22 protein-coding genes and 2 pseudogenes are annotated in these 26,798 nt (G+C 67.0%); 12 read left to right on the top strand and 12 right to left on the bottom strand.

The annotated features are described in order from the left end of the window. Window positions 1–17: 17 nt before the first annotated feature. The 6 genes and pseudogenes from NKF06_RS07535 to NKF06_RS07510 form a co-directional block, all read right to left on the bottom strand. A pseudogene (locus NKF06_RS07535) lies at window positions 18–1,162 on the bottom strand (ScpA family protein). Beyond that, a complete protein-coding gene (smc, locus tag NKF06_RS07530) occupies window positions 1,155–4,880 on the bottom strand; it encodes a chromosome segregation protein SMC (RefSeq protein WP_253245012.1) in 3,726 nt (1,241 codons plus the stop codon). The pseudogene NKF06_RS07535 and the gene smc overlap by 8 nt, the downstream one beginning before the upstream one ends. Window positions 4,881–4,964: 84 nt before the next feature. Continuing rightward, window positions 4,965–5,273, bottom strand: coding sequence for a hypothetical protein (locus NKF06_RS07525; RefSeq protein WP_058827246.1), 309 nt, complete (start codon window positions 5,271–5,273; stop codon window positions 4,965–4,967). Window positions 5,274–5,377: 104 nt separating this feature from the next. Continuing rightward, window positions 5,378–6,715, bottom strand: coding sequence for an amidohydrolase (locus NKF06_RS07520; protein WP_253245011.1), 1,338 nt, complete (start codon window positions 6,713–6,715; stop codon window positions 5,378–5,380). Between the two features lie 64 nt (window positions 6,716–6,779). After that, window positions 6,780–7,244 carry a hypothetical protein gene (locus NKF06_RS07515; RefSeq protein WP_058827273.1) on the bottom strand — a complete coding sequence of 155 codons (465 nt, stop codon included), beginning with the start codon at window positions 7,242–7,244 and terminating at the stop codon, window positions 6,780–6,782. Window position 7,245: 1 nt separating this feature from the next. Then, window positions 7,246–8,130, bottom strand: coding sequence for a DUF3100 domain-containing protein (locus tag NKF06_RS07510; RefSeq protein ID WP_058827248.1), 885 nt, complete (start codon window positions 8,128–8,130; stop codon window positions 7,246–7,248). A 170-nt stretch (window positions 8,131–8,300) separates the two neighbouring features. On the opposite strand from NKF06_RS07510, the gene gatB reads away from it, so the two are divergent. Continuing rightward, window positions 8,301–9,791: an Asp-tRNA(Asn)/Glu-tRNA(Gln) amidotransferase subunit GatB gene (gene gatB / locus NKF06_RS07505; protein ID WP_253245010.1), complete on the top strand. Its 1,491-nt coding sequence runs from the start codon at window positions 8,301–8,303 to the stop codon at window positions 9,789–9,791. A gap of 66 nt (window positions 9,792–9,857) precedes the next feature. On the opposite strand, the gene NKF06_RS07500 is transcribed toward gatB, so the two are convergent. Further along, entirely contained in the window at window positions 9,858–10,553 is a 696-nt protein-coding gene (locus NKF06_RS07500; RefSeq protein WP_253245009.1) for a hypothetical protein, read from the bottom strand. Between the two features lie 75 nt (window positions 10,554–10,628). Further along, window positions 10,629–12,056, bottom strand: coding sequence for an MATE family efflux transporter (locus NKF06_RS07495; protein WP_309142118.1), 1,428 nt, complete (start codon window positions 12,054–12,056; stop codon window positions 10,629–10,631). Between the two features lie 254 nt (window positions 12,057–12,310). Here NKF06_RS07495 and NKF06_RS07490 point away from each other — a divergent pair, with 254 nt between their 5' ends. Both NKF06_RS07490 and NKF06_RS07485 read left to right on the top strand, forming a co-directional pair. After that, a complete protein-coding gene (locus NKF06_RS07490; protein ID WP_058827251.1) occupies window positions 12,311–14,833 on the top strand; it encodes a DNA topoisomerase I in 2,523 nt (840 codons plus the stop codon). 100 nt (window positions 14,834–14,933) lie between these two features. Continuing rightward, entirely contained in the window at window positions 14,934–15,656 is a 723-nt protein-coding gene (locus NKF06_RS07485; RefSeq protein WP_004044255.1) for a phosphoglycerol geranylgeranyltransferase, read from the top strand. Between the two features lie 24 nt (window positions 15,657–15,680). Here the strand turns inward: NKF06_RS07485 and NKF06_RS07480 are convergent, their stop codons facing one another. Next, a complete protein-coding gene (locus NKF06_RS07480; protein ID WP_253245008.1) occupies window positions 15,681–16,439 on the bottom strand; it encodes a DUF4013 domain-containing protein in 759 nt (252 codons plus the stop codon). A 73-nt stretch (window positions 16,440–16,512) separates the two neighbouring features. Then, entirely contained in the window at window positions 16,513–17,097 is a 585-nt protein-coding gene (locus NKF06_RS07475; RefSeq protein ID WP_253245007.1) for a cupin domain-containing protein, read from the bottom strand. A gap of 159 nt (window positions 17,098–17,256) precedes the next feature. Here NKF06_RS07475 and aspS point away from each other — a divergent pair, with 159 nt between their 5' ends. From aspS to NKF06_RS07445, 6 genes and pseudogenes are all read left to right on the top strand, one after another. Next, window positions 17,257–18,561 carry an aspartate--tRNA(Asn) ligase gene (gene aspS, locus NKF06_RS07470; protein WP_058827253.1) on the top strand — a complete coding sequence of 435 codons (1,305 nt, stop codon included), beginning with the start codon at window positions 17,257–17,259 and terminating at the stop codon, window positions 18,559–18,561. Between the two features lie 427 nt (window positions 18,562–18,988). Further along, entirely contained in the window at window positions 18,989–19,441 is a 453-nt protein-coding gene (locus tag NKF06_RS07465; RefSeq protein ID WP_253245006.1) for an SHOCT domain-containing protein, read from the top strand. Between the two features lie 54 nt (window positions 19,442–19,495). Further along, window positions 19,496–20,330: pseudogene (locus NKF06_RS07460) on the top strand (pantoate kinase). 97 nt (window positions 20,331–20,427) lie between these two features. Then, window positions 20,428–21,183: a 4-phosphopantoate--beta-alanine ligase gene (locus tag NKF06_RS07455; RefSeq protein WP_253245005.1), complete on the top strand. Its 756-nt coding sequence runs from the start codon at window positions 20,428–20,430 to the stop codon at window positions 21,181–21,183. 45 nt (window positions 21,184–21,228) lie between these two features. After that, the gene (locus tag NKF06_RS07450; RefSeq protein ID WP_253245004.1) at window positions 21,229–21,732 is read left to right on the top strand and encodes a hypothetical protein; all 504 of its coding nucleotides are present in this window, start codon (window positions 21,229–21,231) and stop codon (window positions 21,730–21,732) included. A gap of 57 nt (window positions 21,733–21,789) precedes the next feature. Then, entirely contained in the window at window positions 21,790–21,939 is a 150-nt protein-coding gene (locus NKF06_RS07445; protein ID WP_253245003.1) for a hypothetical protein, read from the top strand. Window positions 21,940–21,945: 6 nt separating this feature from the next. Here NKF06_RS07445 and NKF06_RS07440 read toward each other — a convergent pair whose 3' ends face one another. Beyond that, window positions 21,946–23,019, bottom strand: a complete 1,074-nt coding sequence (locus NKF06_RS07440; protein ID WP_253245002.1) for a molybdopterin-dependent oxidoreductase — start codon at window positions 23,017–23,019, stop codon at window positions 21,946–21,948. An 83-nt stretch (window positions 23,020–23,102) separates the two neighbouring features. After that, a complete protein-coding gene (locus NKF06_RS07435) occupies window positions 23,103–24,083 on the bottom strand; it encodes a glutathione S-transferase family protein (RefSeq protein WP_253245001.1) in 981 nt (326 codons plus the stop codon). A 249-nt stretch (window positions 24,084–24,332) separates the two neighbouring features. Here NKF06_RS07435 and NKF06_RS07430 point away from each other — a divergent pair, with 249 nt between their 5' ends. The 3 genes from NKF06_RS07430 to NKF06_RS07420 form a co-directional block, all read left to right on the top strand. Then, a complete protein-coding gene (locus NKF06_RS07430) occupies window positions 24,333–25,367 on the top strand; it encodes a thiamine pyrophosphate-dependent dehydrogenase E1 component subunit alpha (protein WP_253245000.1) in 1,035 nt (344 codons plus the stop codon). Then, the gene (locus NKF06_RS07425) at window positions 25,364–26,374 is read left to right on the top strand and encodes an alpha-ketoacid dehydrogenase subunit beta (RefSeq protein WP_253244999.1); all 1,011 of its coding nucleotides are present in this window, start codon (window positions 25,364–25,366) and stop codon (window positions 26,372–26,374) included. The genes NKF06_RS07430 and NKF06_RS07425 overlap by 4 nt, the downstream gene beginning before the upstream one ends. Further along, window positions 26,375–26,798: NAD(+)/NADH kinase (locus NKF06_RS07420; protein WP_253244998.1), on the top strand; the 424-nt coding region annotated here is incomplete at its 3' end.

Below are 26,798 nucleotides of genomic sequence, written 5' to 3'. Positions count from 1 at the left end.
CGGGGCCGATAAAATAGCTAGTCGTCCGCGATTGCCTCGGCTTCGAGTTCGGGGTCGTCGCCGTCGTCAGTGTCGTTAGCGTCGTCAGCGGCGGCGTGGGAACCGCGGTCGACCGTCTCCGCCTCGGCGTCCGCTCTGTCGGCATCCTCACCGTCCGCGTCCACTTCCGACCCCGCACCGGGGTCGGCGTCGAACACCTCGGGGTTCCGAATCCAGAGGTCGCCGAACAGGTCGTCCTGTTTGAGGTAGACCGTGCTCCGGTGGGACAGAAACAGGAGCGCGAGGTAGGTCGTCATCACGGTGTCGGCCACGTCGCGTATCTCGGCGAACAGCACCTCGTCGCGGCCCTTCTCGTAGTGGGTGGCGAGCACGTCGCCGACCGCTTCGACGACCGCCTCGATGTCCTCATTGTGGGCGGTCCCCGTCACGTCGTCTTCCGTGGGTTCGCCCGCGCCGCGCATCTCGCCGGGCGTGTGGTAGTCGAGCGTCTGCGTCCCGCGGGAGAAGCCGCGCGGCGACTCCGTGGTGTCGTACTCGCGGCGGCGCTTCCACCACGACCCGCGTTCGACCTCCCGGAGTTCGCGCACGAGTTCGTCCAGCGTCTCCGGCGACCCGCGGGCGTGCTTGCGTTCGAGTCGGCGGTCCATCTCGTCTTCCAGCGCGTCCACAGGGTCGAAGCCCGGCGGGCCGCCCTCGTCGTCACCGGGGTGGCTCTCGTCGCCGCCGCCCTGTAGGGCGAGTTCCCACGGTTCGAGTTCCTCCTCGTCAGGTTCGTCCGGCGCGAGGAGTTCGTCGGACTTCATTCGCAGGAGGACGCTCGCGTAGAACAGCGCCCGGCCGGTCGTCCGGAGGTCCATGGCGTCGAGGCGGTTCAGGAAGGCGTCGGTGACCTCCACGATGTCGATGTCCCACGGGTCGATGGTGCCCTCCTTCGCGAGTTGGACGAGGAGTTCGACCGGTTCGACCTCGTCGTCGTCGGTCTCCGAGACATCTTCCGGGAGGACCTCATCCATCGCGTCGGGTTCGGCGGGGGCGGCGTCCGCCTCGGAGTCGGACGCGGCGTCGTCGGTGGCGAACGAGAAGACCGCGTCGTCATCGTCGTCGTCGCGTCGCGCTCGCCACGCCCGCGAGAGAGGTTCAGTTCGGGGATGTCGTCAGTCATCCGCCGGAACCTCCGCTTCCACGTCCGCGTCGGCCTCGCCGCCGTCACTACCGTCCGCGTCGTCGCCGCCGTCACCACCGTCCGCGTCGTCGCCGCCGTCGTCGCTTCCGGTGTCGTCTCCGCCCGGTCCGTCCGCGTCGCGGCCGTCGCTTCCAGCCTCGCCGTCGCCGCCGAACTGGATTCCCGTGACGGCGCTGACGTTGTCGCCCTGCATCGTCACGCCGATGGCGCGCTCGGCGCGTTCGAGGAGCGCAGAGCGGTGCGAGACGACGACGAACTGGGCGTCGCCCGCGAGGTCGTCGACCATCTGGCCGACGCGCTCGGCGTTCGCGGCGTCGAGGAAGGCGTCCACCTCGTCGAGCGCGTAGAACGGCGCGGGGTTGTGGCGCTGGATGGCGAAGATAAACGCGAGCGCCGTCAGCGACTTCTCGCCGCCGGACATGGCGTCGAGGCGCTGGATGGGTTTGTCGCCCGGTTGGGCCTTCATCGTCAGGCCCTCCTCGAAGGGGTCGTCGGGGTTCTCCAACTGGAGGTGGCCCGTCCCGTTCGACAGGCGCTCGAAGATGTCGGTGAAGTTCTCGGCGATGGCGTCGAACGACTCCATGAACGTCGCCTTCTTCTGAGACTCGTACTGGTCGATGCGGTCGGCGATGGCGTCACGCTCTTCGACCAGCACGTCGCGTCGCTCTTGGAGGGCTTCGAGGTCGGACTTCACGTCGTCGTACTCGTCGATGGCGAGCATGTTGACGGGTTCGAGCGCCTCCATCTCCTCGGTGAGTCGATCGATTTCGGACTCGACCGTATCGTGGTCGGGAATCTCGTCGGGGTCGTAGTCGCCGACCTGCGACTGAAGTTCGTCGATTTCCCACTCGAGGCGCTCGGCGGCCGAGCGCATGCTTTCGAGCTTGGATTCGACCGCATTCACGCGGTCTTTCTTCTCGTCGCGGGCGCTCCGAGCCTCGCGGAGGTCGTCCTGTAGCTCTTTGCGGTCCTCTTTGAGGTCGACCAGTTCCTCCTCGAGTTCGGCGACCGCCTCGCGCTTGGCCTCGAGGTCGTCCTCGCGCTCCTCGATTTTCGACTCCGCCTCGGAGATAGACTTTCGAGCCTCCGCCTTGCGGTTCTGGGCGGCCTCGACCGTGTCGTGGAGGTCGTCGACCGCGTCTTCGGCGTACTGCTTTTCGAGCTGAATCTCGTTGAGCCGGCCGTCGAGCGTGGACATCCGGTCTTCGAGGTCGTCGATGTCCGCGCGAATCTCGTCGGCGCGAGCGGTGAGCTCCGGAATCTCGGAGTCCGCGAGTTCGGACTCGATATCCTCGATGGCGGCCTCAACCGTCTCGATTTCGTCGTCGAGATCGGCGATTTCGTCGTCGAGGTCGGACATCTGTTCGTCCACCGACTCGCGTTCGGACTGGAGTTCGTCGAGGCGGTCGTCGAGCCGGTCGATTTCGGCTTCGGCGTCCTCGATGTCCGCCTCGGCGTCCTCGATTTCGCGCTCGATGGTCCGGACGCGGTCGGCGGCGTCGGAGGCCCGCCCGCGGGCGTCGTCGAGGTCGTCGTCGATGTCTCGAATCTCCTCGTTGAGCGAGCGACGGCGGTCTTCGAGCTTCGTAATCTCCTTCGCGAGGCGGTCGAGTTTGCCCTCGCCGGACTTCGAAAACGAGTAGCGAGAGCCGCCGCCGGAGCCGCCAGTCATCGCGCCGGAGCGCTCCACGAGGTCACCGTCGAGGGTGACCATGCGGTAGTCGCCCATCAGGTCGCGGGCGGTCTCCATGTCCTCAACGACGAGCGTCGAACCGAGGACGTAGGAGAAAATCGACTCGTACTGCGAATCGTAGTCGACGAGGTTGCGCGCGAAGTCCACGACGCCGGGACGGTTCGGCTTGCGCGGGAGGTTCCGGTTGTCCATCTTCGTGATGGGCAGGAACGTCGCGCGGCCCGCGTTGCGGGACTTCAGGTGGTCGATACAGGACGACCCCACGCCGTCGTCGTCGACGACGACGTGGAGGCGGCCGCCGGCGGCCGTCTCACACGCCTTGGCATACTCGCCGTCGACGGAGCCGAGTTGGCCGACCGCACCGTGGACGCCGGAGATGCCGGCGTTGAGGATGGTCGTGACAGCGCGGGGCCACGAGTTGTCGCCGTCTTTGCCGGCGCGGGCTTCGAGACGGGCGTACTCCGACTGCTTGGTCTGGAGTTCGTCCGTCACCTCCGAGAGTTCGTCGTTCAGGTCGGCCTTCTCGGCCTGCAGGTCCTCGATGACGCCGTCTATCTTCGCCTTGTTCTTCTCGGCGGTGTCGAGTTCGCTGTGCAGGTCGGAGACGGTCGCCTTCAGTTCGGGGATGCGCTCGCGGGCGCGTTCGAGTTCGTCTCGGGTCTCCGAAATCTGGTTCGAGCGGCGGCGCGCGTCGTCCAGCAGGCGGTCCTTGGCGCGCTGGCGGTCGTTCTTCTCGTCTTTGAGGTCGTCGAGCGTCTCCTTTCGCTCCGCGAGTTCGGACTTCAGCTCGTCGAACTCGGTGTCGACCGAATCGATTTCGGCCTGCACCTCGGAGAGTTCGACCCGCTTGGACTGGATGTCGCTTTTGACCGACGCCTTCTCGACTTTGACCTCGCGGATGTCGTCTTCGAGGTCGTCGATCTGCTCTTGCTTGCGGTCGATGTCGATGAACGCCTTCCGGCGCTCGGCCTCGGCGTCGTCGCGCTTTTCCTCGGCGGCCTCGATGGCGTTTTCCAGCCGGGAGATGTCACCTTTTATCTCCTCCATCTCCGACTTGATGCGGAGCTGTTCGTCCTCGCCTTTCCGCTCTATCTCGCGGGTGAGGTCTTCGAGGTCCTCTTCGAGACGGGTGACTTTCCCCTGTCGCTCGTCGAGTTCGGCCTGTAAGCCTTCGAGGTCGGCCTCGGTGGACTCGATGCGCGATTCGGTCCGCGAGAGGTCGTCGCGCTTGTCTTCGAGTTCCGCGGCCTTCAGGTAGCCCTCGTACTCCTCTTTCTCCTCGCGGAGTCCCTTGTAAGTGAGCGCGGTCTCGCGCTCGTCGGCGAGCTGGTCGAGACGCGTCTCCTTTTCTTCGATGCGGAGGTCCGCCTCATCGACGCGCTCCTCGACCGCCTCCAACTCCTCGAAGGCGGCGTCTTTCTTCTCGTCGAACTCGGCGACGCCCGCGATTTCGTCGATGATGCCCCGCCGCTGGTAGGGCGTCATGTTGATGATCTCGGTCACGTCGCCCTGCATGACGACGTTGTAGCCCTCGGGGGTGATGCCCGCCTGCGCGAGCAGGTCCTTGATGTCCGAGAGGTTGACCGAGCGCTCGTTGAGGTAGTAGTACGAGTAGTAGTTGTCCGGCGTCTCCTTGACGCGGCGCTTGATAGTTATCTCCTCGACGTCGCCGACCTTGTCGGTCCCGGCGGCGTTGACGACCTGCGAGCGGTCGAGCGTCCCCTCGGAGTTGTCGAGGACAACCGTGACGCTCGCCTCTTTCGGCTGTTTCGCGGCCTCGTCGCTGCCGTCGGCGTGGCCGGGGTTGTAGATGAGGTCCGTCAGCTTCTCGGCGCGAATCCCGCGGGTGCGGGCGAGGCCGAGCGCGAAGAGGACGCCGTCGATGATGTTCGATTTGCCGGAACCGTTCGGGCCCGTAACGACCGTGAAATCCTCGTAGAACGGGATGCGAGTCGGCCGCCCGAAGCTCTTGAAACCGTCAAGGACGAGCTCTTTGATGTGCATGGGTTGGTGTTCACGCGGGCGACGCCCGCAGGTGGAGCGCGCCGCATGAACACGGGGCGCGCTCGCGTCGGACGGCGCGCCCGATTACGCGACGATGATGTCGTCGTCGGGGGTCTCGCCGTCGCCTTCGTCAGTCTCGTCGGTCTCGTCCGGTTTAGTCTCATCGCCGTCGGCCGACGACGCCTCGTCGGCTTCGGCGGCCTCCGCAGCGGACTCGTCTTCGGTCTCCCAGTCGCCGCGACGGGTCGCGGCCCGCGAGGGAACGTCCACGTCGTTGGCGTCTTCGAGCTGGCGAAGTCGTTCTTTGGTCTCGACGAGTTCCTCGGTGAGCCCGTTCACGGCGGCCTGCAGTTCTGCGACTTTGGATTCGAGTTCCTCCACCCGGTTACTCATGGGTAACATAGCCCCTCGCGTGAGACATAAATGTGCGTCAGACAATCACCGAAAATGTGATACGTGTGCGGGCGACCCCGCCTTCGCACGCTCGCCGCCGCCCCTCAGTCCCGGTACGACTCGGTCGTCGTCTTCCGGAGCGAGCGGACCGCGCCGAGATACTCTTCGCGACTGCGCTTTTCTGCTTTCGCGGCGCGGACCTCAGCCATCGCCTCGGGGCTCGTGAGCAGGTCGACCAGCGTGCAAGCGGTGAGTTTCGCTGGGATGACGTAAGCCATCTCCTCGTCGACGACGCGGAAATCGCGGGCGTGGACCGCACCCTCGAAGCCGCCGGTCCACGGGTGGATGCCGGGGACGAGTTGCGTGATGTCGCCCATGTCCGTCGACCCCGAGAGGTGCGGCGTCCCCGCCGTGACCGCATCGGGGCCGACGATGTCGCGGGCGTTCTCGTCGTAGAACGCGACCATCGTCTCGTCGGTCCGAAGCGGCATGTACCCGGGGTAGTCCTCGATTTCCACGTCGCCGCCGACACCCATCGCGCCGGACGCGAGCGCCCGGTTGACCGACTCGTTCGCCTCGGAGACGGCCTCGACGGAGGCCGCGCGGACGTACGACTCCATCGTCACCTCTGCGGGGACGACGTTGACGCCGTCGCCGCCGCGGGTGATGATGGGGTGGACGCGGACGTGGTCCTCGTCGCGGAAGCGCTCGCGCTGGGCGTGGACGGCGTTCATCCCGAGCATCGCGGCGTTGAGCGCGTTGACGCCCTCTTCAGGGGCCGCGCCGGCGTGCGCTTCGGTCCCGCGATAGGTGACGAACTTGCCGACGAAGCCGTTGGTCGAGAAGTCGCTCGTAATCGTCCGCTCGGGCGTGTCGCTGCCGGCGTGCATCATCGCGGCGGCGTCCCAGTCGTCGACGTAGCCGCGGCGGATGAGCTCCTGTTTGCCGCCGAAGAACTCGATATCGCCCGCTTCGAGCAGGTCGCGGCGGTAGTCGAGGTCGAGGTACTCCTCGGCCGGAACGGCGACGAACTCGACCGCGCCGTCGAGGTCGTCCACGACGCCGCTTCCGACGAGGCCGACGGCGGTCCCCACGAGGTGCGCGAGCTGGGCGTTGTGACCGCAGGCGTGGACCGCGCCGGTCTCGGGGTCCGCCATCGGATGGTCCGGGTTGACGAGCGCGTCGAGTTCGCCGAGGACGGCCGCGACGAAGTCGCCGGAGCCGGCTCTGGCGCGCGCGCCGGTAATCGCCAGTTCCGTCTCCACGTCGAGGTCGAGATCCTCGAAGAGAGAGACGACCTTCTCGGTCGTCTTGACCTCCTTGTAGCCGAGTTCCGGTTCGGCCTGCACGTCCTTCGCGAAGGCGATGAGTTCGTCGGCCCGGTCGTCGATGGCGTCGCAGACGCGGGCTTTGAGGGCCGCGGTTCGGTCGTCGCCGGTCATCGCGTCTCACTCCGGCGCGCGCGGCGGTCGGTCGCGGGAGTCGCGGAGGTTTCGGAGGTCGCCATCAGATAATCCCCTGCGCGGAGAGCACGGCCTGCGAGATGAGCGCGGAGCCGAAGAACGTCCCGAAGAAGACGAACACCGCCACGAGGACGAGCTTCCAGCTGACTTCCTTCATCTTCCCGGTCTGGAGGCCGATAGAGAGCCCCGCGTAGGCGAGAATCGGCGTCGTCGTCGCGAGGAAGTCGACCTTCCCGACGGCGGCCAGAAACGGCGCTTGGACCGGCGAAAACGGGAGCGCCAGAGCGAACGCGAGAATCATCGCGTAGGCGAACGCCGGCAGGTCGAGTGGAATCAGTCGGCCCATGAGCAGGGCGACGAGGCCGATGAGGACGATGAGCGCCATGCCGGGGAGTGCGGCGAGGAAGCCGGTGCCGGTGGCGAGGAGGTTCGCCGTCAGCGTCAGGAACGCCACCACGAGCAGCATCTTCAGCGACTCGACGGAGAACTCCGGGGTCGACATCGACATCTCACTCACCTCCGTCGGTTGCGGCGGCACCGCGGCCGAGTACGGGTGCGAGGACCGCATAAAGGCGCGTGATGACCGGGAGGCCGACGAGGATGACCATGTAGAGCCCCGTGATGCCGGTCAGGAGGTTACTCGTCGCGGCGAAGCTCAGAATCTGGTCCTCGGCGACGCCCGCGCCGCCGACGGCCGCCGCCAGCGACGTGGAACAGGCGGTCATCATGCTCGCGGAGCCCATGCCGCAGGCCATCGAGAGCGCGAGCGGGTGGAGTCCCGTCGCGGGGGCGAAGCCGCCGAGCAGACCGAAGAAGACGGTTCCGAGGACCGTCCCCGTCATGTAGGTGCCGAGGACGCCGCGGCCCTCGGGCGACTCGATGCCGTACTTATCGGTGATGACGCCGAGGGTCGGTTCGCGGGCGATGCTGACCGCGGCCCCGATGGACTCGCGCTTGAGGCCCAAAAGCAGGGCGAGCGGGAGCGCGATGAGAATCGTACCGAGGTTACCGAACTCCTGTAAGACGAACGCCGGCCCGGCCGCCACGAGGTCGTAGAACGACGGCGCGACGAGCGTCCCGTACTTGACGCCGAGCGGCATCAGCGCGATGACGAGAAGCGGCGAAGCGATGCGGCTCACGTCCTCGTCGACGACCCGCCGGAGCGGTTCGAAGAGCGACCCGAGGACGCTGTAACTGAGGACGAGACCGAGGACGACGGCGTACAGGAGCGGCAGGAGCACGACCTGCCCCGGCCCGAGCGGGAACGTTATCGTGCCGATGAGTTCCGCGACGACGACGATGAGAAGAACCGTCAGGTGCGTCCGGAGGTGCGCCGAGAGTCGGCCGCCGGTGCGAATCGGTGCCCATCTATCCGCAGTAGTATCGTTTGTCATATGTGAACAAATTCTGCGAATCGTGGAGATGAAACGCTAGTATATAAAACCTCGTTAGTGATTGTCTGTCGGTTGCGGCAGGGATCGGTGTCGGCGTCGATGACCCACAGACGGGGTTCGCTGCGAGCGGTCCCGTTAGTCTTTAGCCCACCGCCGTCGAAGCGCGCCCAATGACTGCGCAAGCGCTCGAACAGCGCGAACTCGCGGTCGTCATCGGGCTGGAGGTCCACGTTCAACTCGAGACGGCCACGAAGATTTTCTGTAGCTGTTCGACCGAGCCTGCCGAGGACGAGGAGCCGAACACCCGCGTGTGCCCCGTCTGTCTCGGGCTGCCGGGCGCGCTCCCGGTGCTCAACGAGGCGGCGGTGGAGTCGGCGGTCAAAATCGGCAAGGCGCTGAACGCCGACATCGCCGAGGACACCCGCTTCCACCGGAAGAACTACTACTACCCCGACCTGCCCAAGAACTTCCAGATCACCCAGTACGACGCGCCCATCTGCGCCGACGGGACGCTGGAAGTGTCCGTCGAGGGAACCCGCCGCGACATCGGCATCACGCGCGCCCACCTCGAAGAGGACCCCGGCAGCCTCCAGCACAAAGGCGGCAGCATCGACACGGCGGACTACACGCTCGTCAACTACAACCGCGCCGGCACGCCGCTGGTCGAAATCGTCACCGAGCCCGACTTCCGGAGCCCGCAGGAGACCCGCGCGTTCCTCGCGAAGCTCGAAGAGGTGCTCGAATACCTCGGCGTGTTCGACGCCACCCGCGACGGCTCGCTCCGCATCGACGCCAACATCTCGCTCGTCCCCGCTGACGAGGTCGACGACGACGGCGCGATTTCCGACGAGGCGCTCGAAGCGGCCAACCGCACCGAGGTCAAGAACATCTCCAGCCACAAGGGCGCAGAGAAGGCGCTGGCCTACGAGGTCACCCGCCAGAAGAACGCCATCAAGCGCGGCCGCGCCGTCGAACAGGAGACGCGCCACTGGGACGAGTCCCGCGGCATCACCGTCTCGATGCGCTCGAAGGAAGAAGAAAAGGACTACCGCTACTTCCGCGAGGCCGACCTCCCGCCGCTGCAGGTCGCCCACTGGAAAGAAGAGATTCCGATTCCGGAACTCCCCGACGCCCGCCGCGAGCGCTTCCACACCGAGTACGGCATCGACGAGGAGTCCGCCTCGAAGCTCACCTCGACCAAGGAGGTCGCGGACTTCTTCGAGGACGTGGCCGCCGAGTTCGACGCCGACCTCGCGGCGACGTGGGTCGCCGACAACCTCCTCGGCGAACTCAACTACCGTGACATGCACATCACGGACGTATCGGACCGCCTCGACGAGTTCACGCGACTCGTCGAACTCGTCGACGCCGACGAGGTGACGACGAAGAACGCCGAGGAAATCGTCCTCCGCGAGATGCTCGACGAGGGGAAGGACCCCGACACCATCGTCGACGAAGAAGGCCTCGGCAAGGCCGACGACGACGAAATTGGCGGCTTCGTGCAGGAGGCCATCGACGAGAACCCCGACGCCGTCGAGGACTACCACAACGGCGAGGGCGGCGCGCTGAACTTCCTCGTCGGGCAGGTCATGCAGAAGTCCAAGGGGAGCGCCGACCCCGGCACCGTGAACCAGTTGCTCCGCGAGCGACTGGACGAGTAACCGACCGTCTTCGGTTTCACTTCTCCGCGACGTGCGGTCGTTTCCTGTCAGACCCGGAGAGTGTGACTACGACCAGTCGTCGTCATCGTCGCGGCCGAACACCATCGCCGACCCGAGGACGACCGCAAACCACGTCAACGCCTCCTCCGCCGCCGGCGACGACGGAAGCGGGCGGTCCACGCCGGTCCGGTAGACGAGGTAGTAGTCGCCGTCGACTTCGAACACTCTCGCGCCCGCGTCCGCAGACCAGAGTTCGCGGTCCGCGGTCGCCGACCCATCCTCGATAGCCGTCCACGCGGTCGGGTATCGGTCGGGAGGTCGAGCGACCCCATCCAGCGCCGCCACGGCCGAGACGCGCGCCGTCGAGAGGACGTACCGGCCGTCCTCCCACGTCGATTCGCGCTCGAAGACCCGGCCGTCGTAGTACGCGAGGTACGGTTCATCGGCGTCGAGGTGCCCTGACGAGCTCGATTTCACGTCCGGGTGGTCCACCGCGAGCGTCTCGTTCAGGGTCACGGCCTCCAGCGCGCAGTAGCGAGTCACCGACGACCCGACCGAGCAGGCGAAGCCGTCGATACCGTGCCACAACGCCGAGCGAGCGTCGCGGTCCGGCACGACGAGTCGGTTATCCTCGACTCCGATTTCGGCGGATTCGTAGGTGTACGTCGGCCCGGTGAGCCCAAGCGCCGGCCCCCAAAGCGGCGTGAAAATCAAGAGGACCGCGAGGCCGAGGCGGAGGTGTTCGGTGGAGGGCTGTCGCATGGCGCTCCCTTCCGACCCGGCGAGGAAAGTCGTTCTGCTGTCAGGTCAGTCGGCAGGGGTCGGAGATGGCCGAGATTAATCGTCGCCCGCCGCCGGCGTCGCCCCGCGGTCGATAACGCCCTCGCGCCACGTGCCGAGTCGGAACCAGACGACTGCGACCGCGAACGAGGCGACCGCACCAGCGACGTAGGCCCACCAGAGGCCTTCGACGCCCCACGCGAGACCGGAGATGGGACCGATTCCGGGAACCGTGACGGTCCACGCGAACGCGACGGCGAGCGCGACGGGGACGCGGAAAATCCACCGCGAGAGGAACGACAGCGCCATCGCGGCCTTGGTGATTCCCGCGCCGCGGAACGCCCCCTGAATCACCATCACGCCGCCGAAGAACGCCCACGACGGGGCGACGATTCGGAGGAACGTCACGCCCGCGTTGATGACCGGCTGTTCGTCGATAAAGAGGCGCATCGCCTCGGCCGGGAAGGCCACGACGAGCCCCGCGGCGGCGAAGAGCAGCCCCATCGTCCCCGCCATCGCGGTCCACGTGACCGAGGCGGCCCGGTCGGGCGTCCGCGCGCCGAGGTTCTGGCCGACGCCCGTCGCCGTCGCCTGTCCGACGGCTCCCGAGACGGACCACGAGACAGACATCAGGCGCAGGCCGATGCCGTAGGCCGCGGTCGGCGTCGGGCCGAACCGGGCGACGAACGCGGCCATCACGACCGCCGAAAAGCTCCGCGCCCACCCGTCGAGGGTGGCCGGGTAGCCGATGTCGACCAGCTTTCTGAGGCGTTCCGGGTCGGGTCGGAGGTCGGCGAGTCGGAGCCTGACGCCCCAGTCACCGCGCAGGAGGATGTAGACGCCAGCAGCCGTGGCGAACAGGCGGGCGACGAGCGTCGCAATCGCCGCGCCGCGGGTTCCCATCCCCGCAATCGGTCCCCAACCGATGATGAGAATCGGGTCGAGGACGACGTTGAGGCCGGCGGAGGCGACCATGAGCCACATCGCGGTCTTCGTGTCACCCGCGCCCTGGAGCGCCGCCCGAAACGCGAAAAACAGGAACGTGAGCGGGAGCGAGAGGAAGATGATCTCGATGTAGGCGAGCGCCTCGGTGAAGACGGCACCCTCCGCGCCGATGAGTTCCAAAAGCGGATATCTGAACGCGAAGCCGGCGACGGCGAGGACGACCGAGACGGCGAGGGTGAGAAGCACCGTCTGACCGACGACGCGGTCGGCCTCGCGGTCGTCGCCCGCGCCGACGTGCTGCGAGACGAGGGCGATGGTCGCGGCGGTGATACCCATCGCAGTCGAGACGAACATCCAACTCGTCGGGAACATGAGCGAGACGGCGGCGACGGCGTCCGCGCCGACGCGGCCCACCCAGAACACGTCCGCGAGGTTGTACAGCGTCTGGAGGAGGTTCCCCGCGACGAGCGGCCACGAGAGCGAAAGCAGTTTGGGGGCGATTGCCCCCTCGGTCATGTCGATTCGCGAATCACCCGACACGGTCTCAGGTTCGGCGGGTAGGGGTTATCGGTTCTGGTGTCGCGGGCGCTCCGCACCGAGGTCGCGTCCGCGCGAGCGAGCCGGTGAAATTGAAATCCGACGGGAGACGCGGCGTGTGGCGGACGCGTCGGCAGACACACACCTTCGCGCGCGAAGCGCGCTCACCCGCACGCCCGTATCCGCGCGCGTTGAGGCCGCTACGCTCCGAATTCGGCACGAAAGGTTTAGGACAACCCCCATCATATCGCCGCTCAATGAGCAGGGGTCCGGAACTCATCATCACGGAGAAGGACAACGCCGCGAGGCGCATCGCCGACATCCTGAGCGGCGAGACCGCCTCCGCGGAGCGAATGAACGGCGTGAACGTCTACAAGTGGGGCGGCAAGCGCTGTATCGGGCTGTCGGGCCACGTCGTCGGCGTGGACTTCCCGCCGGAGTACAACGACTGGCGCGACGTGGAGCCGGTCGAACTCATCGGCGCGCCCGTCGAGAAACACCCCACGCAGGAGAACATCGTCGCCGCGCTCCGCCGGCTCGCCCGCCGCGCGGGGAACGTCACCATCGCGACCGACTACGACCGCGAGGGCGAACTCATCGGGAAGGAGGCGTACGAACTCGTCCGCGACGTGAACGAGGACGTGCCCGTCGACCGCGTGCGGTTTTCCTCTATCACGAAGCGCGAGGTGACGGAGGCGTTCGAAAACCCCGACGACCTCGACTTCGACCTCGCCGCCGCGGGCGAGGCCAGACAGATTATCGACCTCGTCTGGGGGGCCGCGCTCACGCGGTTCCTCTCGCTTTCGGCCCGCCAACTCGGCAACGACTTCATATCGGTCGGCCGCGTGCAGGGGCCGACGCTGAAGCTCATCGTCGACCGCGAGCGCGAAATCGAGGCGTTCGACCCCGAGGACTACTGGGAGCTGTTCTCCAAGCTGACGAAGGACGCCGACGGTGACGCCGAGTCCTTCGAGGCGCAGTACTTCTACCTCGACGACGACGGCACCGAGGCCGAACGCGTCTGGAACGAGGAGGACGCAGAGGAAGCCTACCAGACGCTCCTCGGCGTCGAAGCCGCGGAAGTCGCGTCGGTCAACCGCCGCACGCGGACCGACACGCCGCCCGCGCCGTTCAACACCACGCAGTTCATCCGCGCCGCCGGCTCCATCGGCTACTCCGCCCAGCGGGCGATGAGCATCGCCGAGGACCTCTACACGGCCGGCTACATCACCTACCCGCGGACCGACAACACGGTGTACCCCGACGACCTCGACCCGCGCGAACTGCTCGGCGCGTTCGAGGGCGACCGCCGGTTCAAGGAGGACGCCGAGTCCCTCCTCGAACAGGAGGAAATCGAGCCAACCGAGGGCGACAACGAGACGACCGACCACCCGCCGATTCACCCGACCGGCGAACTCCCCTCGGCGTCCGACCTCACCGAAGACGAGTGGGACGTGTACGAACTCGTCGTCCGGCGCTTCTTCGCCACCGTCGCCGAGGACGCCGTCTGGGAGCACCTCCGCGTCGTCGCCGAGGTCGAGGGGCTCTCGCTGAAGGCCAACGGCAAGCGCCTGCTCGAAGCCGGCTACCACGACGTCTACCCGTACTTCAACTCCAGCGAGTCGTTCGTGCCGGACGTCGAGGAAGGCGAGTCGCTCGTGCTGTCCGATACGCACCTCGACGCCAAGCAGACCCAGCCCCCGCGGCGCTACGGCCAGTCCCGGCTCATCGAGACGATGGAACAGATGGGCATCGGGACGAAGGCGACCCGCCACGACGTGATTCAGAAGCTCTACGACCGCGGCTACATCGAGAGCGACCCGCCGCGGCCGACCCGCCTCGCGCGGGCCGTCGTGGAGGCCTCCGAGGACTTCGCGAAGCTCATCGTCAGCGAGGAGATGACCTCGCAGCTCGAATCCGACATGCTGGCTATCGCCCGCGGCGAGGCCACCCTCGAAGACGTGACCGAGGAGTCCAAGGAGATGCTCCAGGACGTGTTCGAGGGGCTGATGGAGTCCCGCGAGGAACTCGGCAAGCAACTGCAGGACTCGCTGAAGGCCGACAAGACGGTCGGAACCTGTCCGGAGTGCGGCGGCGACCTCGTCGTCAGAAAGAGCCGCCGCGGCTCGTACTTCATCGGCTGTGACTCCTACCCCGACTGCACCCACACCCTGCCGCTTCCTTCCACGGGGAAGCCGCTCATCATGGAGGAGTCCTGCGAGGACCACGACCTCCACCACATCAAGATGCTCGCCGGGCGCAAGACGTTCGTCCACGGCTGTCCGCTCTGTAAGGCCGAGGAGGCCGACGAGGAAGACGACCTCGTCATCGGGACGTGTCCGGAGTGCGGTGAGGAAGAAGGAGGAGAGCTAGCTATCAAGCGGCTCCGCTCCGGCTCGCGGCTCGTCGGCTGTACCCGGTACCCCGACTGCGACTACTCGCTGCCGCTGCCCCGTCGCGGCGACATCGAGGTGACAGACGAGTCCTGCGACGAACACGACCTCCCGGAGCTCCGGATTACCTACGAGGGCGACCGCGAGCCGTGGGAACTCGGCTGTCCCATCTGCAACTACCGCGAGTATCAGGCCCAGCAGAACGGCGAGGGCGGCTCCGACTTGGAGAGCATCAGCGGCATCGGCGCGAAGACCGCCGAGAAGCTGAAAGACGCCGGTATCGAGGACGTGAAGACGCTGAAGGCGTCCGAACCCGACGACATCGCGGCGAAAGTCGAAGGCGTTGGTGCGGATACGGTTCGGAAGTGGCAGACTGCGGCGGACTGAAGAACAAATCGTAACGTCACAGACACGAACCGCCCGATACCACCCGAACCCCTCATTTCATCCGCACGCTTTTTACGCCCCCTCAAGCAAAGAGCGACCAATGAGCTATCCGTGGGAAGACTGGGATCATATCACCAAAATCGACCCTGACAAGGACCTCGTCGACGGCGAGACGTTCGAAGACGTGTGTGAGACGGGCACCGACGCCCTCGAAATCGGCGGCACGCTCGACATCACAGAGGAGAAGATGGAACGCGTCATCGAGGCCACCTCGAAGTACGACGTGCCCATCTACCAGGAGCCGTCGAACCCCGGCGTCGTCATCGACGACGACGCGCTGGACGGCTACCTCATCCCGACGGTGTTCAACGCGAGCGACTCGTTTTGGATCACCGGCGCGCACAAAGAGTGGGTCCGCATCGAAGACGGCCTCGACTGGGACCGCACCCACACCGAGGCGTACATCGTGTTGAACCCCGAGTCGTCGGTCGCCGAGTACACCGACGCCGACACCGACCAGTCCGCCGAGGACGTGGCCTCCTTCGCCCGCGTCGCCGAGAAGATGTTCGGCCAGAAAATCATCTACGTCGAGTACTCGGGTACCTACGGCGACCCCGAGAAGGTCGGCGCGGCGCACGACGCGCTCGACGACGCGACGCTGTTCTACGGCGGCGGCATCCACGACTACGAGTCGGCCTACGAGATGGGCCAGCACGCGGACGCGGTCGTCGTCGGCAACCTCCTGCACGACGAGGGCGTCGACGCGGTGCGCGAGACGGTCGAGGGCGCGAAGGACGCGACCGCCGAACTCGTCGCCGAGTAATCCCCACGGACGCAGTTTCCGCTTCTACGCCGATTCCATCGGCTCGGCCGACCCCGAGTTTGCGTCGCCAGCGCGCGACTCCCGAGTCACGTCCACGCCGAGCGTCGTGGCGTCCGGCGCGCCGCGGCCGAGGAGCGTCGCGGCCGCGACGAGAAAGCAGAACGACGCGATTGCGGCGAGCACGGTTCCGACGGCCGGCACCGCGGCGCAGAGGGAAACAAGCAGGCGCGCGACGAAGCCGACGAGCGCGACGGCTGAGGCGACGCGGACGAACGAGCGGTCGAGCGCGAGGTCGCGTGTGACCGGAATCGCCGCGACGAGCGACCGCTCGCGGGCGAGGGCGACCGTCGCGGCCACCGAGAGATACGAACCCGCCAGCGTGGCGACCCCGGCCGCGGCGAGCGTGGCGGTGTCGAGCAGGGAGAGACCGAGAAGCCCGAACATCGCTGGATCGGTCGCGTGCGTGAGCATCGAAAGCGACGGCGAGGACCCCGGAAGGGCGGCGGTCGCGAGGCCGACCGCGGGGAGTTGGAGCGCGACGAGCGCAGCCGAGAGGCGAGCACCGTCGACGGCCATACCGGTGAGGTCGTCGAACGACGGGAGCGCGGTCGCCTCGCAGTCGCCAGCGCGAACGAGGCGGATGACGTAGCCCGCAAGCAGAACCCCCGCGAGCGGCGTGGCGAGCGATGCGAGCGTCGCGAGGACGCCGACGAGCGTCGTATCGAACGAGGCGTCTTCGGCGAGCGGGAGGGCGAACGCGGCTTCGAGGTCTGAAACGTCCATGGCCGAGGCGAGGTGGCCGCGGGTTCGGATATAAACCTCAGCATCAGCCGTCGCGGTGGAAGGGAGAAGCGATTCACTCCTCGTCGGTCGGCTCACCGTCCCAGTAGCCGACGTCGGCGTCTCGCGGATAGTAGCCGTGGAGCGTCCGGGCGTTCTTGTCGCCGCCCGGCGGCGCGCCGCAGAACACCCCGACTTTGTCGGAGTCCGGGTAGACCGTCACGTCGGGGTGGTTCATGGTCGAGAGCGCGAGGTATCGGAGCGGTTCGTCGCCGTCGTTCTCGATTTGTCTCGCGTAGTCGGCTCCCGCGGGGAGCGCGACGTAGGTGTCCGGTTCGAGGTCGAGGTCGGCCGCGCCCCCTCGTGTCCGGAGCGTGCCGGTTCCGGAGAGCACGTACAGCGCCTCCTCGTTGCCTTCGTGGTAGTGCGTCGGCCACGGACGCTTCCCCGGCGGGACTTCGTAGAGCGAACAGCCGAGGTCGCGGCCGCCGGCGTCGTCCGCGAGTCGCTTCCGGCGGAACGCGAAGCGGTCGCCCCGCTCGCTTTCGGACCAGTCAAGGTCGGCGGCCCGGGCGGCCTCCGGTGCCGGACCGGACGCCGAGGCGGCGTCGGCATCGGTTCGCGGTTCGTCCGCCGGCCCGTCCGGTGAGTCGGGAGCCATACCGAGAGGACACGTGCCGCGAACTAAGTACCACGGTACCACAGACCCCGTCAACGTGTGTCCCGCGTACGTTCCGCTTCTCGGTGGATTCGACACTCGAACGCGTCCGAGCGAGGCGAAGACACGATGTTTAAGACGAACGGTCGGGAACCACGTCGTATGCGAAACCGAACGTACACGGCCGACGCCGAACCCGGTGACACGGTCACCGTCGCCGGCTGGGTCCACGAAGTTCGTGACCTCGGCGGCATCGCGTTTCTGATTCTCCGGGACACCTCCGGCAAGATTCAGGTCAAGTTCGAGAAAGACGAGATGGACGACGACCTCGTCGAGACGGGTCTCGGCGTCCACCGCGAGAGCGTCATCTCCGTGACCGGCGAGGTCGCGGAAGAGCCCCGCGCGCCGACGGGCGTCGAAGTCACGCCCGAGAGCCTCGACGTCATCGCCGAGGCCGAGGCACAGCTCCCGCTCGACCCCTCCGGCAAGGTCGACGCCGAGCTCTCGACGCGCCTCGACAACCGCACGCTCGACCTCCGCAAGGACGAGGTCAAGGCCATCTTCGAGATTCGCGCCGAGGTCCAGCGCGCCGTCCGCGAGCAGTTCCGCGACCTCCGCGCCACGGAGATCAACACGCCGAAAATCGTCGCCACGGGGACCGAGGGCGGCACCGAGCTCTTCCCCATCACCTACTTCGGCAAGGAGGCGTTCATGAACCAGTCGCCGCAGCTGTTCAAGCAGCTGATGGTCGGCTCCGGTCTGGAGCGCGTCTTCGAGGTCGGCCCCATCTTCCGCGCCGAAGAGCACAACACGCCCCGCCACCTCAACGAGGCGACCTCCATCGACTTCGAGTCGGCGTTCATCGACCACACGGAAGCGATGGACGTGTGCGAGGCCGTCGTCACGGCCGCCTACGAGGCCGTCGAGGAGAACTGCCAGGACGAACTCGAAGCGCTCGGTCTCGAAGACGAGTTCGAAGCGCCGTCCGACGAGTTCCCGCGACTCACCTACGAGGAGGCCATCCAGCGCATCAACGCCACGGGCAAGCTCGACGAGCAGCTCGTCTGGGGCGACGACCTCCCCACCGAGGGCGAAAAGGCGCTCGGCGAGGACGTCGGCGAGCACTACTTCATCACCGACTGGCCCAGCGAGATCAAGCCGTTCTACATCAAGGACCACGACGACGACGAGACCCTTTCGACGGGCTTCGACATGATGCACCCGAACATGGAACTCGTCTCGGGCGGCCAGCGTGAACACCGCTTCGACCACCTCGTCGCCGGCTTCGAACAGCAGGGTCTCGACCCCGACGCGTTCGAGTACTACACGAAGATGTTCAAGTACGGCATGCCCCCGCACGCAGGGTTCGGCCTCGGCGGCGAGCGGCTCATCATGACGATGCTCGGACTGGAGAACATCCGAGAGGCTGTTCTGTTCCCGCGTGATCGCCAGCGTCTGAGCCCGTAAGGACGAAGACCTGGCGAGCTAACGAGGCGAGCGCACGCGAGTCTCGTCAACCCGGCAGCGTCTGTCGCCCTAGGCGACGGCGCAACACGAGCGCGGGAGCAACGAGCAAATCTTCGATTTGCGAGTGAGTTCCCACGAGACAGACAACGCCTGAGTCCGTAGATGAAGGCGTTTCTGCGAGTGGGTGCTCGTCGGACGAACAACGTGAGTCCGACGGTGTTCCCGCGTGATCGCCAGCGTCTGAGCCCATAGGGCGAAGACCTGACGAGCTAACGAGGCGAGTGCACGCGAGTCTCGTCAGCCCGCCAGCGCCTGTCGCCCGAGGCGACGGCGCACCACCGACGCGTCTCACTTTTTGCGAAACAGTCGTTATCTCCCGGGCACGTTAGACCACCATGCACGAACGTCGTCGTCGCGAGGGATACCGATGACCAGCCCGAAGCGAATCGTCGACGACGCCACCGACGACGCGGCCGACGACGAGGATTCGGCGCTCGAAGAGCTGGTCGCCGGTGTCGTCATGGCGCTCATCTTTCTGGTTGGCTTCGGCCTACTCGCGCTCGGGGTGTCGTGGTTCTGGATCGTCTTCCCGGTCGGCTTCGCGGGCGTGCTCCCCGCCGCGCTCGCCCTCGTCCGCATCTACGAGTCCCGCCGCGGCGGCGGCGCGGACGAGTCGTTGACGACCGAGACCGAAGACGCGCTCGAAACGCTCCGGCGGCGCTACGCGACCGGCGAACTCTCCGAGGAGGAGTTCGAGGCGAAAGTCGAGCGGCTGTTAGAGACGGAGACGGTCGCCGATGCCCGGGAGTCGACCGCGGCACGCCGGCGCGAGGGCGAAGCAGGCGATGCGGAGCGAGAGGCGGCGTTCGACCGCGACTGACGCGGACGCGACGAAACGCAACACCGTTAACCGACCCCCGTCGTAGAACGACCGATGAGCGACGACGCGACGGCGTTCGTGCCCGGTCACGTGACGGGGTTTTTCAGCGCCCACCCCGCCGACGACCCGGCGACCGCCGGTTCCCGCGGGGCGGGGCTGACACTCTCCCACGGCGTCACCGTGACGGTCGAACCGGCGCAGGAGACGACCGTCACCCTCGACGGCGAGGCGGTCGAGATGCCGCCCGTCGCGGACGTGCTTCGGTCGCTGGGCGTGACGGCCGCCGTCGACGCGGAAAGCGACCTGCCGCTCGGTGCTGGCTTCGGCGTCTCGGGTGCGATGGCGCTCGGGGGCGGCGTCGCGTCGAACGCGGTCTTCTCCCGCGGACGCTCGGAAAACGAACTCGTCACCCTCGCCCACGTTGCCGAGGTCCGCGCGGGGACCGGCCGTCGGCGACGTGGTCGCGCAGGCCCGTGGTGGGATGCCGATCCGGGTCGAACCCGGCGCGCCGGCCCACGGCCGGATGGACGGCGTCCCCGCGCGCCCCGAAATCGAATACGTCGCGTTCGGCGGCCTCTCGACGGCCGACGTGCTGTCGGGAGACACAACAGCACTCACTACGGCCGGTGAGGCGGCCCTCGAAGCACTCCGCGCCGAGCCGACGCTCGACCGATTTGTCGTCGAGTCGCGGCGGTTCGCCCGCGACGCCGGCCTGTTGACCGACCGGGTCGAAGCCGCAGTCGACGACGTGCGCGCGGCCGGCGGCGACGGCTCGATGGCGATGCTCGGCGAGACGGCGTTCGCGGTCGGGTCGGGGCTGTCGGACGCCGGCTACGACCCAGAGCGCTGCCGCGTCCACCCCGCGGGCGCGACGCTGCTGAGTGAGTAGGCGGCCGCGAGGCCCTCTCGGACCGGCCGGAGCGTTTCAGCCACCCAGCCGCCCCGATGAGAAAACGTGTTACTGTCGCGGCGACGATCCACCACCAATGAGCGACATCGAGATTCCCGAGAGCCACCCGAGATACCAGTCGCTTCTCACCCGTCACCGCATCGAAGAGGGCGTCGAGAAGGGTATCACGAGCCGGCAGGGACTCATCGCGCAGGGGCGCGGCGAGGCGTTCGACTACCTCCTCGGCGAGCGGACGATTCCGAGCGCGGACGAGGCGGCGCGGGCGGCCGCGGCGCATCTCCTGCTCGCAGACCACCCGGTCATCTCCGTCAACGGGAACGTCGCGGCGCTCTGCCCCGGCGAAATCGTCGAACTCGCCGCGGCCGTCGACGCCGACATCGAGGTGAACCTGTTCAACCGCACCGACGAGCGCATGCGGGCCATCGTCGACCACCTGCGCGACCACGGCGCGGACGAAGTGAAGGGACTCACCGCCGACGGGCGGATTCCCGGCATCGACCACGAGCGCGCGAAGGTCGACGCCGACGGCATCGGAAGCGCCGACGTGGTCGTCGTCCCGCTGGAAGACGGCGACCGGGCCGAGGCGCTCGGCGCGATGGACAAAGTCGAAATCGTCGTCGACCTCAACCCGATGTCGCGGTCGGCGCAGGTCGCTACAGTCCCCATCGTGGACAACATCGTGCGCGCGGTGCCGAACATCACCGCTCACGCCCGCGACCTGCGAGACGCCGGCGCGACGCGCGAGGAACTGGAAGCCATCGTCGCCGACTTCGACGCCGACGCCGCGCTCGACGCCGCCGAGCGAGCGATTCGGAGCGGAAGCGACGAGTGAGGAACGGGAACAAAATCATTTCTGGGCGACACGAGACGTGCCGGTATGGACCATCAGCGAACGCTCGCAGTCGTGATGGCGGTCGTCGGTTTCGGAGCCATCGTCGCCGGAGTCCATCAGGAACTGCTCCACGTCGCACCCGGATACGACGGAACGATAACGACGGGATGGGACGGCCGACTCAACCACGAGGAGTACTTGCTGGCGCAACTCGGGGGCGTCGGCGTCGTCGGGGCGCTGGCCGCGCTCCGGTGGAAGCACGCCGTGGCCCTCCCCGTAGCAGTCGGTGGAGTCGAAATCGGCTATTCGCTCGTAGCCGTGTCCCACTACGTTCGGGACCCGGGACTCTACACCACGGTCCAGACGTTCGACGGGACGACGCGACTCGTCCTCGGGGCGGAACCGTTCTTACTCGTCGTCGGCGGCCTCCTGTTCCTCGGTGCCGGCGTCGCCGCGTGGCGAACTCACGGCGAGCGCGCCGCAGGCGTGCGAGAGTTCGTCGCCGACGCGGGACGCGAACAGCGTCTCGTGGGACTCCGCGACGAGTGAGAACCAGCGACCCCGTCCACAGAAAGCATTTCCACGTTGACAGGCATAGCGACGAGCGTGCCCTCCAGCGATTCGAGCGGGTTCGACGAACCCAGAGCGACGGACGTACAGGACGCGTCGACCGACGACGCGACCGACGAGGACGACGATACCAAGAAGACGATTCTCGACCGCCTCGTCGACGTGCTGTGGATTCTCCCGTGGTGAGCGTCGCTATCCGAACCCGCTCACCAGCACCGCGAGCCATTGGGCCGGGTCGCGTCGCCGACGGACCTCGACCGAATCGACCCACTTGACCCACTGGAAGCCGCGGCGGTTCGGCGCGACCAGTCGGAGTGGCGCGCCGTGGCCGTGCGAGAGCGGTTCGCCGCCGACGCGGGTCGCCAACAGCATCTCGCGGGCCTCCGCGATTGGAAACGACCACCGAAAGCCCGTCACCGACCGGACCGTCACCCACCGCGCCGACGAGTGAACACCGGCGCTATCGAGCGCGTCGCCGAGTCTGACGCCGGTCCAGTTCTGCTCGGTGTACCAGCCACTCGTGCAGTCCAAGAGGACCGACCGCGTCTCGTCGGGCGTGAGGTCGGCCCGGTCGAGTTCGAGCGGGCGGTCGACCAGCCCCGCGACCGAAAGCGACCACGAGTCGGGGTCGACGGGGTCGGGGTCGTCGGCGACCCAACTCGTCACGGGAAACGCGTCGTTGCCCTCACCGGGCGGGAGCGGCCGCGACCCGGTGAATCGTCGGCTGACGCCGCGGAGCGCCCCGACGGTCTCGGTCGCGCGATAGCTCGCCGCGCCGAAGACGAGTATCGCGCCGTACTGGAGCGCCCGGCGACGCTCCGCGAAATCAACCGCGCGGGGCGGGCGAAAGCGAGACCGGAGATGGACGAGAAGAATCGGCAGCACGAGCAGGCCGAAGCCGATATGGACGTTGAGAAGCGTCCAGAAGGCGATTCGGACCTCGACGCCGAGCACCCACGCGACGCCGGTTCCGAGGGCGGCGAGCGCGACGACCGCGAGGAGCACCGAGAGCGCGGTGTGACGGTCGCGGAGCCGCGAGTCGAGCACGCGCCGGCGGACCCGGTAGAGTTTGAAGCCGACGAGCGCGACCAGCGAGAGGCCGGCGACGCCGTGGGCGACGAACAGGAGGCCGTTGGCCGGGTGGCCGGCCCCGAGGCTCAGCACGCCCGAGAGCGTCTCGAAGACGACGAGCGCGAAGATGGACCAGTCGACCGCCCGCGGCGGCGGTTCGAACCGCCGGAGGGCGCGAGCCGCGCGGCTTGCCATGAGAAGTGATAGCGCTTCGAGCGGGAATAGGGTGTCGCGGGAGACGGCGAGAGCGGAGACGAAAACGAGACGGGCGCGGCGGCTCAGTTGTCAGGCGTCAGCGCCGGTGGGAGGTCCGCGTCGAATCGGTCTCTGTCGTGCGGTTCGGAGAAGTCGAGGTCGGGGCCGACGCCGTAGATGCGCTTGGGGTTGATGTCGCCGTGGCTGACGAAGTAGTGCCGGACGATGTGGTCCATGTTGACCGTCTTCTCGATGCCGGGGAGTTGGTAGAGTTCCTTCGTGTAGTTCCAGAGGTTGTCGTACTCGTGGATAGCCTTCTTGTTGCACTTGAAGTGCGTGTGGTAGACGTGGTCGAAGCGAATCAGCGTCGCGAACATCGCGATGTCCGCCTCGGTGAGCACGTCGCCCGCGAGAAACCGCTGGTCGTCGAGCACTTCGTCCCAGTGGTCGAGCGCGTCGAACAGCTCCTCGACGGCCTCTTCGTAGGCTTCCTGGGTCGTCGCGAATCCGGCGCGGTAGACGCCGTTGTTGACCGGCTCGTAAATCTCGTCGATGAGGCGGTCGACCTCCTCCTCGTAGCCGTCGGGGTTGAGGTCCACGTCGTTGTCGGCGAAGGGGTCGAACGCCTCGTCGAGCATCCGCATTATCTCGCGGGACTCGTTGTTGACGATGGTCTCGCGCTCTTTGTCCCACAGTACGGGCACGGTGACGCGCCCGGTGAACTCGTCGTCGGCGCGGAGGTAGATGTCGCGGAGGAACTCCTCGCCGTACAGCGGGTCCGGGAGGTTCTCGGAGAACTCCCAGCCGTCGTCGATGCGGACGGGTTCGACGAGCGACAGCGAAATCACGTCTTCGAGGCCCTTCAGCGCGCGCGTCATCGCGGTGCGGTGGGCCCACGGACAGGCGCGGCAGATGTAGAGGTGATACCGGTCGGCCTCGACCGGGAACCGCTCGTCCTCGCCGACCCAGTTGCGAAAGTCGGTCGTCTGGCGCTCGAACTCGCCGTCCTCGTTGTTGGCGACGAACTTGTCGGTTCGCCACTCGCCTTCGTAGAGCATGTTCATGCTACCACGACCTGGAGTGCTCGCATGTCTGTTCGTTAGGACGTGAACACCAAAAGTTGGGAGGCGACATCGGTGTAACCGGCCATCTATCGGGGCCGTCGTCGCGTGTCTCTGTCTCATGTAAAAAGTTCGGAATAACTGGTCCGGGCCCATGTAATTCGATCACACAGTCACAGCCGCGCGACTGACTCAGTGAGTGTCACGTTGAGAAAAAGTCATCATAGATTGTGGCAATTGTTGGTACGTCACATGGTGGTACTAGACATCGAGACAGAGGATGGACAGCGCGAGGCGCTTCGCCGGATGCTCACGATTCGGGCGTTCGACACGAAAGCGGCCGACCTATTCAGCGACGGCGAACTCCCCGGGTTCGTCCACCTCTACGTCGGTGAGGAAGCGGTTGGGGTCGGCGCGTGTTCGGCCCTCGAATCGGACGATTACATCACGAGCACCCACAGGGGACACGGCCACTGTATCGCGAAGGGACTCGATCCGGACCTGATGATGGCCGAACTGTTCGGGAAGGCCAACGGCTACTGTAACGGCAAAGGCGGGTCGATGCACATCGCGGACGTCGACGCGGGGATGCTCGGGGCGAACGGCATCGTCGGCGCGGGGCCGCCGCTGGCGACGGGTGCCGCGCTCACGTCGCACCTGAAAGGCGAAGACACCGTCGCGCTGGCGTTCTTCGGTGACGGCGCGGTCGCACAGGGGCAGGTCCACGAGGCCATCAACCTCGCGGCGACGTGGGACCTCCCGGCGGTGTTCCTCGTCGAGAACAACCAGTACGGCGAGGCGACACCCGTCGAGAAACAGCACAACGTCCAGAATCTCAGTGAGACCGCGGAGGCGTACAACATCCCCGGCTTCACCGTTGATGGCATGGACATCACTGCCGTCTACGAGGCCGTCAAGGAGGCGCGCAAGCGGGCCGCCGACGGTGAGGGACCGACGTTCATCGAGGCCGAGACGTATCGGTACCACGGGCACTTCGAGGGCGACCAACAGCCGTATCGGACCGAAGAAGACGTAGCGATTTGGAAGGACCGCGACGCCATCGAGTCGTTCAAGCGACGACTCGTGGATGCGGGAACGATAACCGAAGCCGAGTTCGACGAGATGAAAGCCGAAATCGACCAGCAGATCGAAGACGCCGTCGGGAAGGCGAAAGACGCGGCGTACCCCGACCCGAGCGAGGCGTACGAGGACATGTTCAACGCGGCCGTCCCGGAGATTAGCGACTTTTCCAGCGGGATGCGGGCCGACGGAGGTGAAGACCGATGAGCACAGAGACCAGCAGCGGAACCGGCCCGGACCGGACGAAGGAGATGACCATCAGGGAGGCGATTCGACTCGCCCTCCGCGAGGAACTCGAACGCGACGACGACGTGTTCGTCATGGGCGAGGACGTCGGCGCGTTCGGCGGCGTCTACGAGGTCACGGGCGACCTCGTCGAGCAGTTCGGCGAGGAGCGCGTCCGCGACACCCCCATCAGCGAGGCCGGGTTCATGGGCGCGGCGGTCGGCGCGGCGGCGACCGGGACGCGACCAGTCGTCGAAATCATGTTCTCGGACTTCATCGGCGTCTGCTCCGAGCAGATAATCAACCAGATGGCGAAGAACCGCTACATGTTCGGCGGCAAGACGGAGATGCCCGTCACCGTCCGAACGACCGAAGGCGGCGGCAGCGGCGCGGCCAGCCAGCACTCCGGGACGATTCACACGTGGTTCGCCCACTTCCCCGGCGTGATGGCCGTCGCGCCCGCGACGCCGGCGTCCGCTAAGGGGCTCCTGAAGTCGGCCATCCGGTCCGACGACCCGGTCATCGTCTTCGAGAACAAGCAGATATACGAACAGAAGGGCGAGGTGCCGCTCGACGACGACTTCACCATCCCAATCGGCACCGCGAGCGTCGAACGCGAGGGCGAGGACGTGACTGTCGTCGCCACCCAGCGCATGGTCGGCGAATCGCTCGAACTCGCCGAGGAACTCGCCGGACAGACGAGCGTCGAGGTCATCGACCTCCGGTCGCTCTACCCGATGGACACCGAGACGCTGGTCGAGAGCGTGAAAAAGACCGGGCGCCTCGTCATCGCCGACGAGAGCCCGCTGTCGTACGGGACTCACGCCGAGGTGGCGACGCGCGTCATGGAGAACGCGTTCTACAGCCTCGACGCCCCCATCCAGCGGGTCGGCGTCGCCGACGTTCACATCCCTTTCAGCCCCGCGCTCGAAGAGGAAGTGCTCCCCCACGGCTCCGACGTGGAGGCCGCAATCAACCGCATCGTGTAAGTGACGACCGCTATCGGGCTCGTCGTCAACCCCGCCGCCGGCCGCGACATCCGCAGGCTCACCGGCGGCGCGAGCGTCAGTAACAACTACGCGAAACGCCGCACCGCGGGCTGCGTCCTCGCGGGGCTGACGCTCGTCGACGACGACGTGCTCGTCATGCCCGACAGCACGGGGCTCGCCGACCGCATCGTCGACGACGCGCCCGACGACCTCGGCGTCGAGTTCGTGGACATGACGGTCACCGCGTCGGGACGGGACAGCCGAGCGGCCGCGGCCCACTTCGCGGACCACGCCGACGCCGTCGTCGTCCTCGGCGGCGACGGCACGACGCGAGACGTGGCCCAGACTATCGGCGACGTACCGGTCGTGAGCATCTCGACGGGGACGAACAACGTCGTCCCGACGCCCGTCGACGGCACCGTCG

The organism is Haloferax sp. AB510 (assembly GCF_024136985.1).
In the GTDB taxonomy this organism is placed as follows: domain Archaea; phylum Halobacteriota; class Halobacteria; order Halobacteriales; family Haloferacaceae; genus Haloferax.
This window is presented reverse-complemented; position numbering and strand designations above follow the sequence as displayed.

Coding starts and splice junctions, on each gene's coding strand:
- smc (WP_253245012.1), bottom strand. CDS start 4,880: ATGCACATCAAAGAGCTCGTCCTTGACGGTTTCAAGAGCTTCGGGCGG.
- NKF06_RS07525 (WP_058827246.1), bottom strand. CDS start 5,273: ATGAGTAACCGGGTGGAGGAACTCGAATCCAAAGTCGCAGAACTGCAG.
- NKF06_RS07520 (WP_253245011.1), bottom strand. CDS start 6,715: ATGACCGGCGACGACCGAACCGCGGCCCTCAAAGCCCGCGTCTGCGAC.
- NKF06_RS07515 (WP_058827273.1), bottom strand. CDS start 7,244: ATGTCGATGTCGACCCCGGAGTTCTCCGTCGAGTCGCTGAAGATGCTG.
- NKF06_RS07510 (WP_058827248.1), bottom strand. CDS start 8,130: ATGACAAACGATACTACTGCGGATAGATGGGCACCGATTCGCACCGGC.
- gatB (WP_253245010.1), top strand. CDS start 8,301: ATGACTGCGCAAGCGCTCGAACAGCGCGAACTCGCGGTCGTCATCGGG.
- NKF06_RS07500 (WP_253245009.1), bottom strand. CDS start 10,553: ATGCGACAGCCCTCCACCGAACACCTCCGCCTCGGCCTCGCGGTCCTC.
- NKF06_RS07490 (WP_058827251.1), top strand. CDS start 12,311: ATGAGCAGGGGTCCGGAACTCATCATCACGGAGAAGGACAACGCCGCG.
- NKF06_RS07485 (WP_004044255.1), top strand. CDS start 14,934: ATGAGCTATCCGTGGGAAGACTGGGATCATATCACCAAAATCGACCCT.
- NKF06_RS07480 (WP_253245008.1), bottom strand. CDS start 16,439: ATGGACGTTTCAGACCTCGAAGCCGCGTTCGCCCTCCCGCTCGCCGAA.
- NKF06_RS07475 (WP_253245007.1), bottom strand. CDS start 17,097: ATGGCTCCCGACTCACCGGACGGGCCGGCGGACGAACCGCGAACCGAT.
- aspS (WP_058827253.1), top strand. CDS start 17,257: ATGCGAAACCGAACGTACACGGCCGACGCCGAACCCGGTGACACGGTC.
- NKF06_RS07465 (WP_253245006.1), top strand. CDS start 18,989: ATGACCAGCCCGAAGCGAATCGTCGACGACGCCACCGACGACGCGGCC.
- NKF06_RS07455 (WP_253245005.1), top strand. CDS start 20,428: ATGAGCGACATCGAGATTCCCGAGAGCCACCCGAGATACCAGTCGCTT.
- NKF06_RS07450 (WP_253245004.1), top strand. CDS start 21,229: ATGGACCATCAGCGAACGCTCGCAGTCGTGATGGCGGTCGTCGGTTTC.
- NKF06_RS07440 (WP_253245002.1), bottom strand. CDS start 23,019: ATGGCAAGCCGCGCGGCTCGCGCCCTCCGGCGGTTCGAACCGCCGCCG.
- NKF06_RS07435 (WP_253245001.1), bottom strand. CDS start 24,083: ATGAACATGCTCTACGAAGGCGAGTGGCGAACCGACAAGTTCGTCGCC.
- NKF06_RS07430 (WP_253245000.1), top strand. CDS start 24,333: ATGGTGGTACTAGACATCGAGACAGAGGATGGACAGCGCGAGGCGCTT.
- NKF06_RS07425 (WP_253244999.1), top strand. CDS start 25,364: ATGAGCACAGAGACCAGCAGCGGAACCGGCCCGGACCGGACGAAGGAG.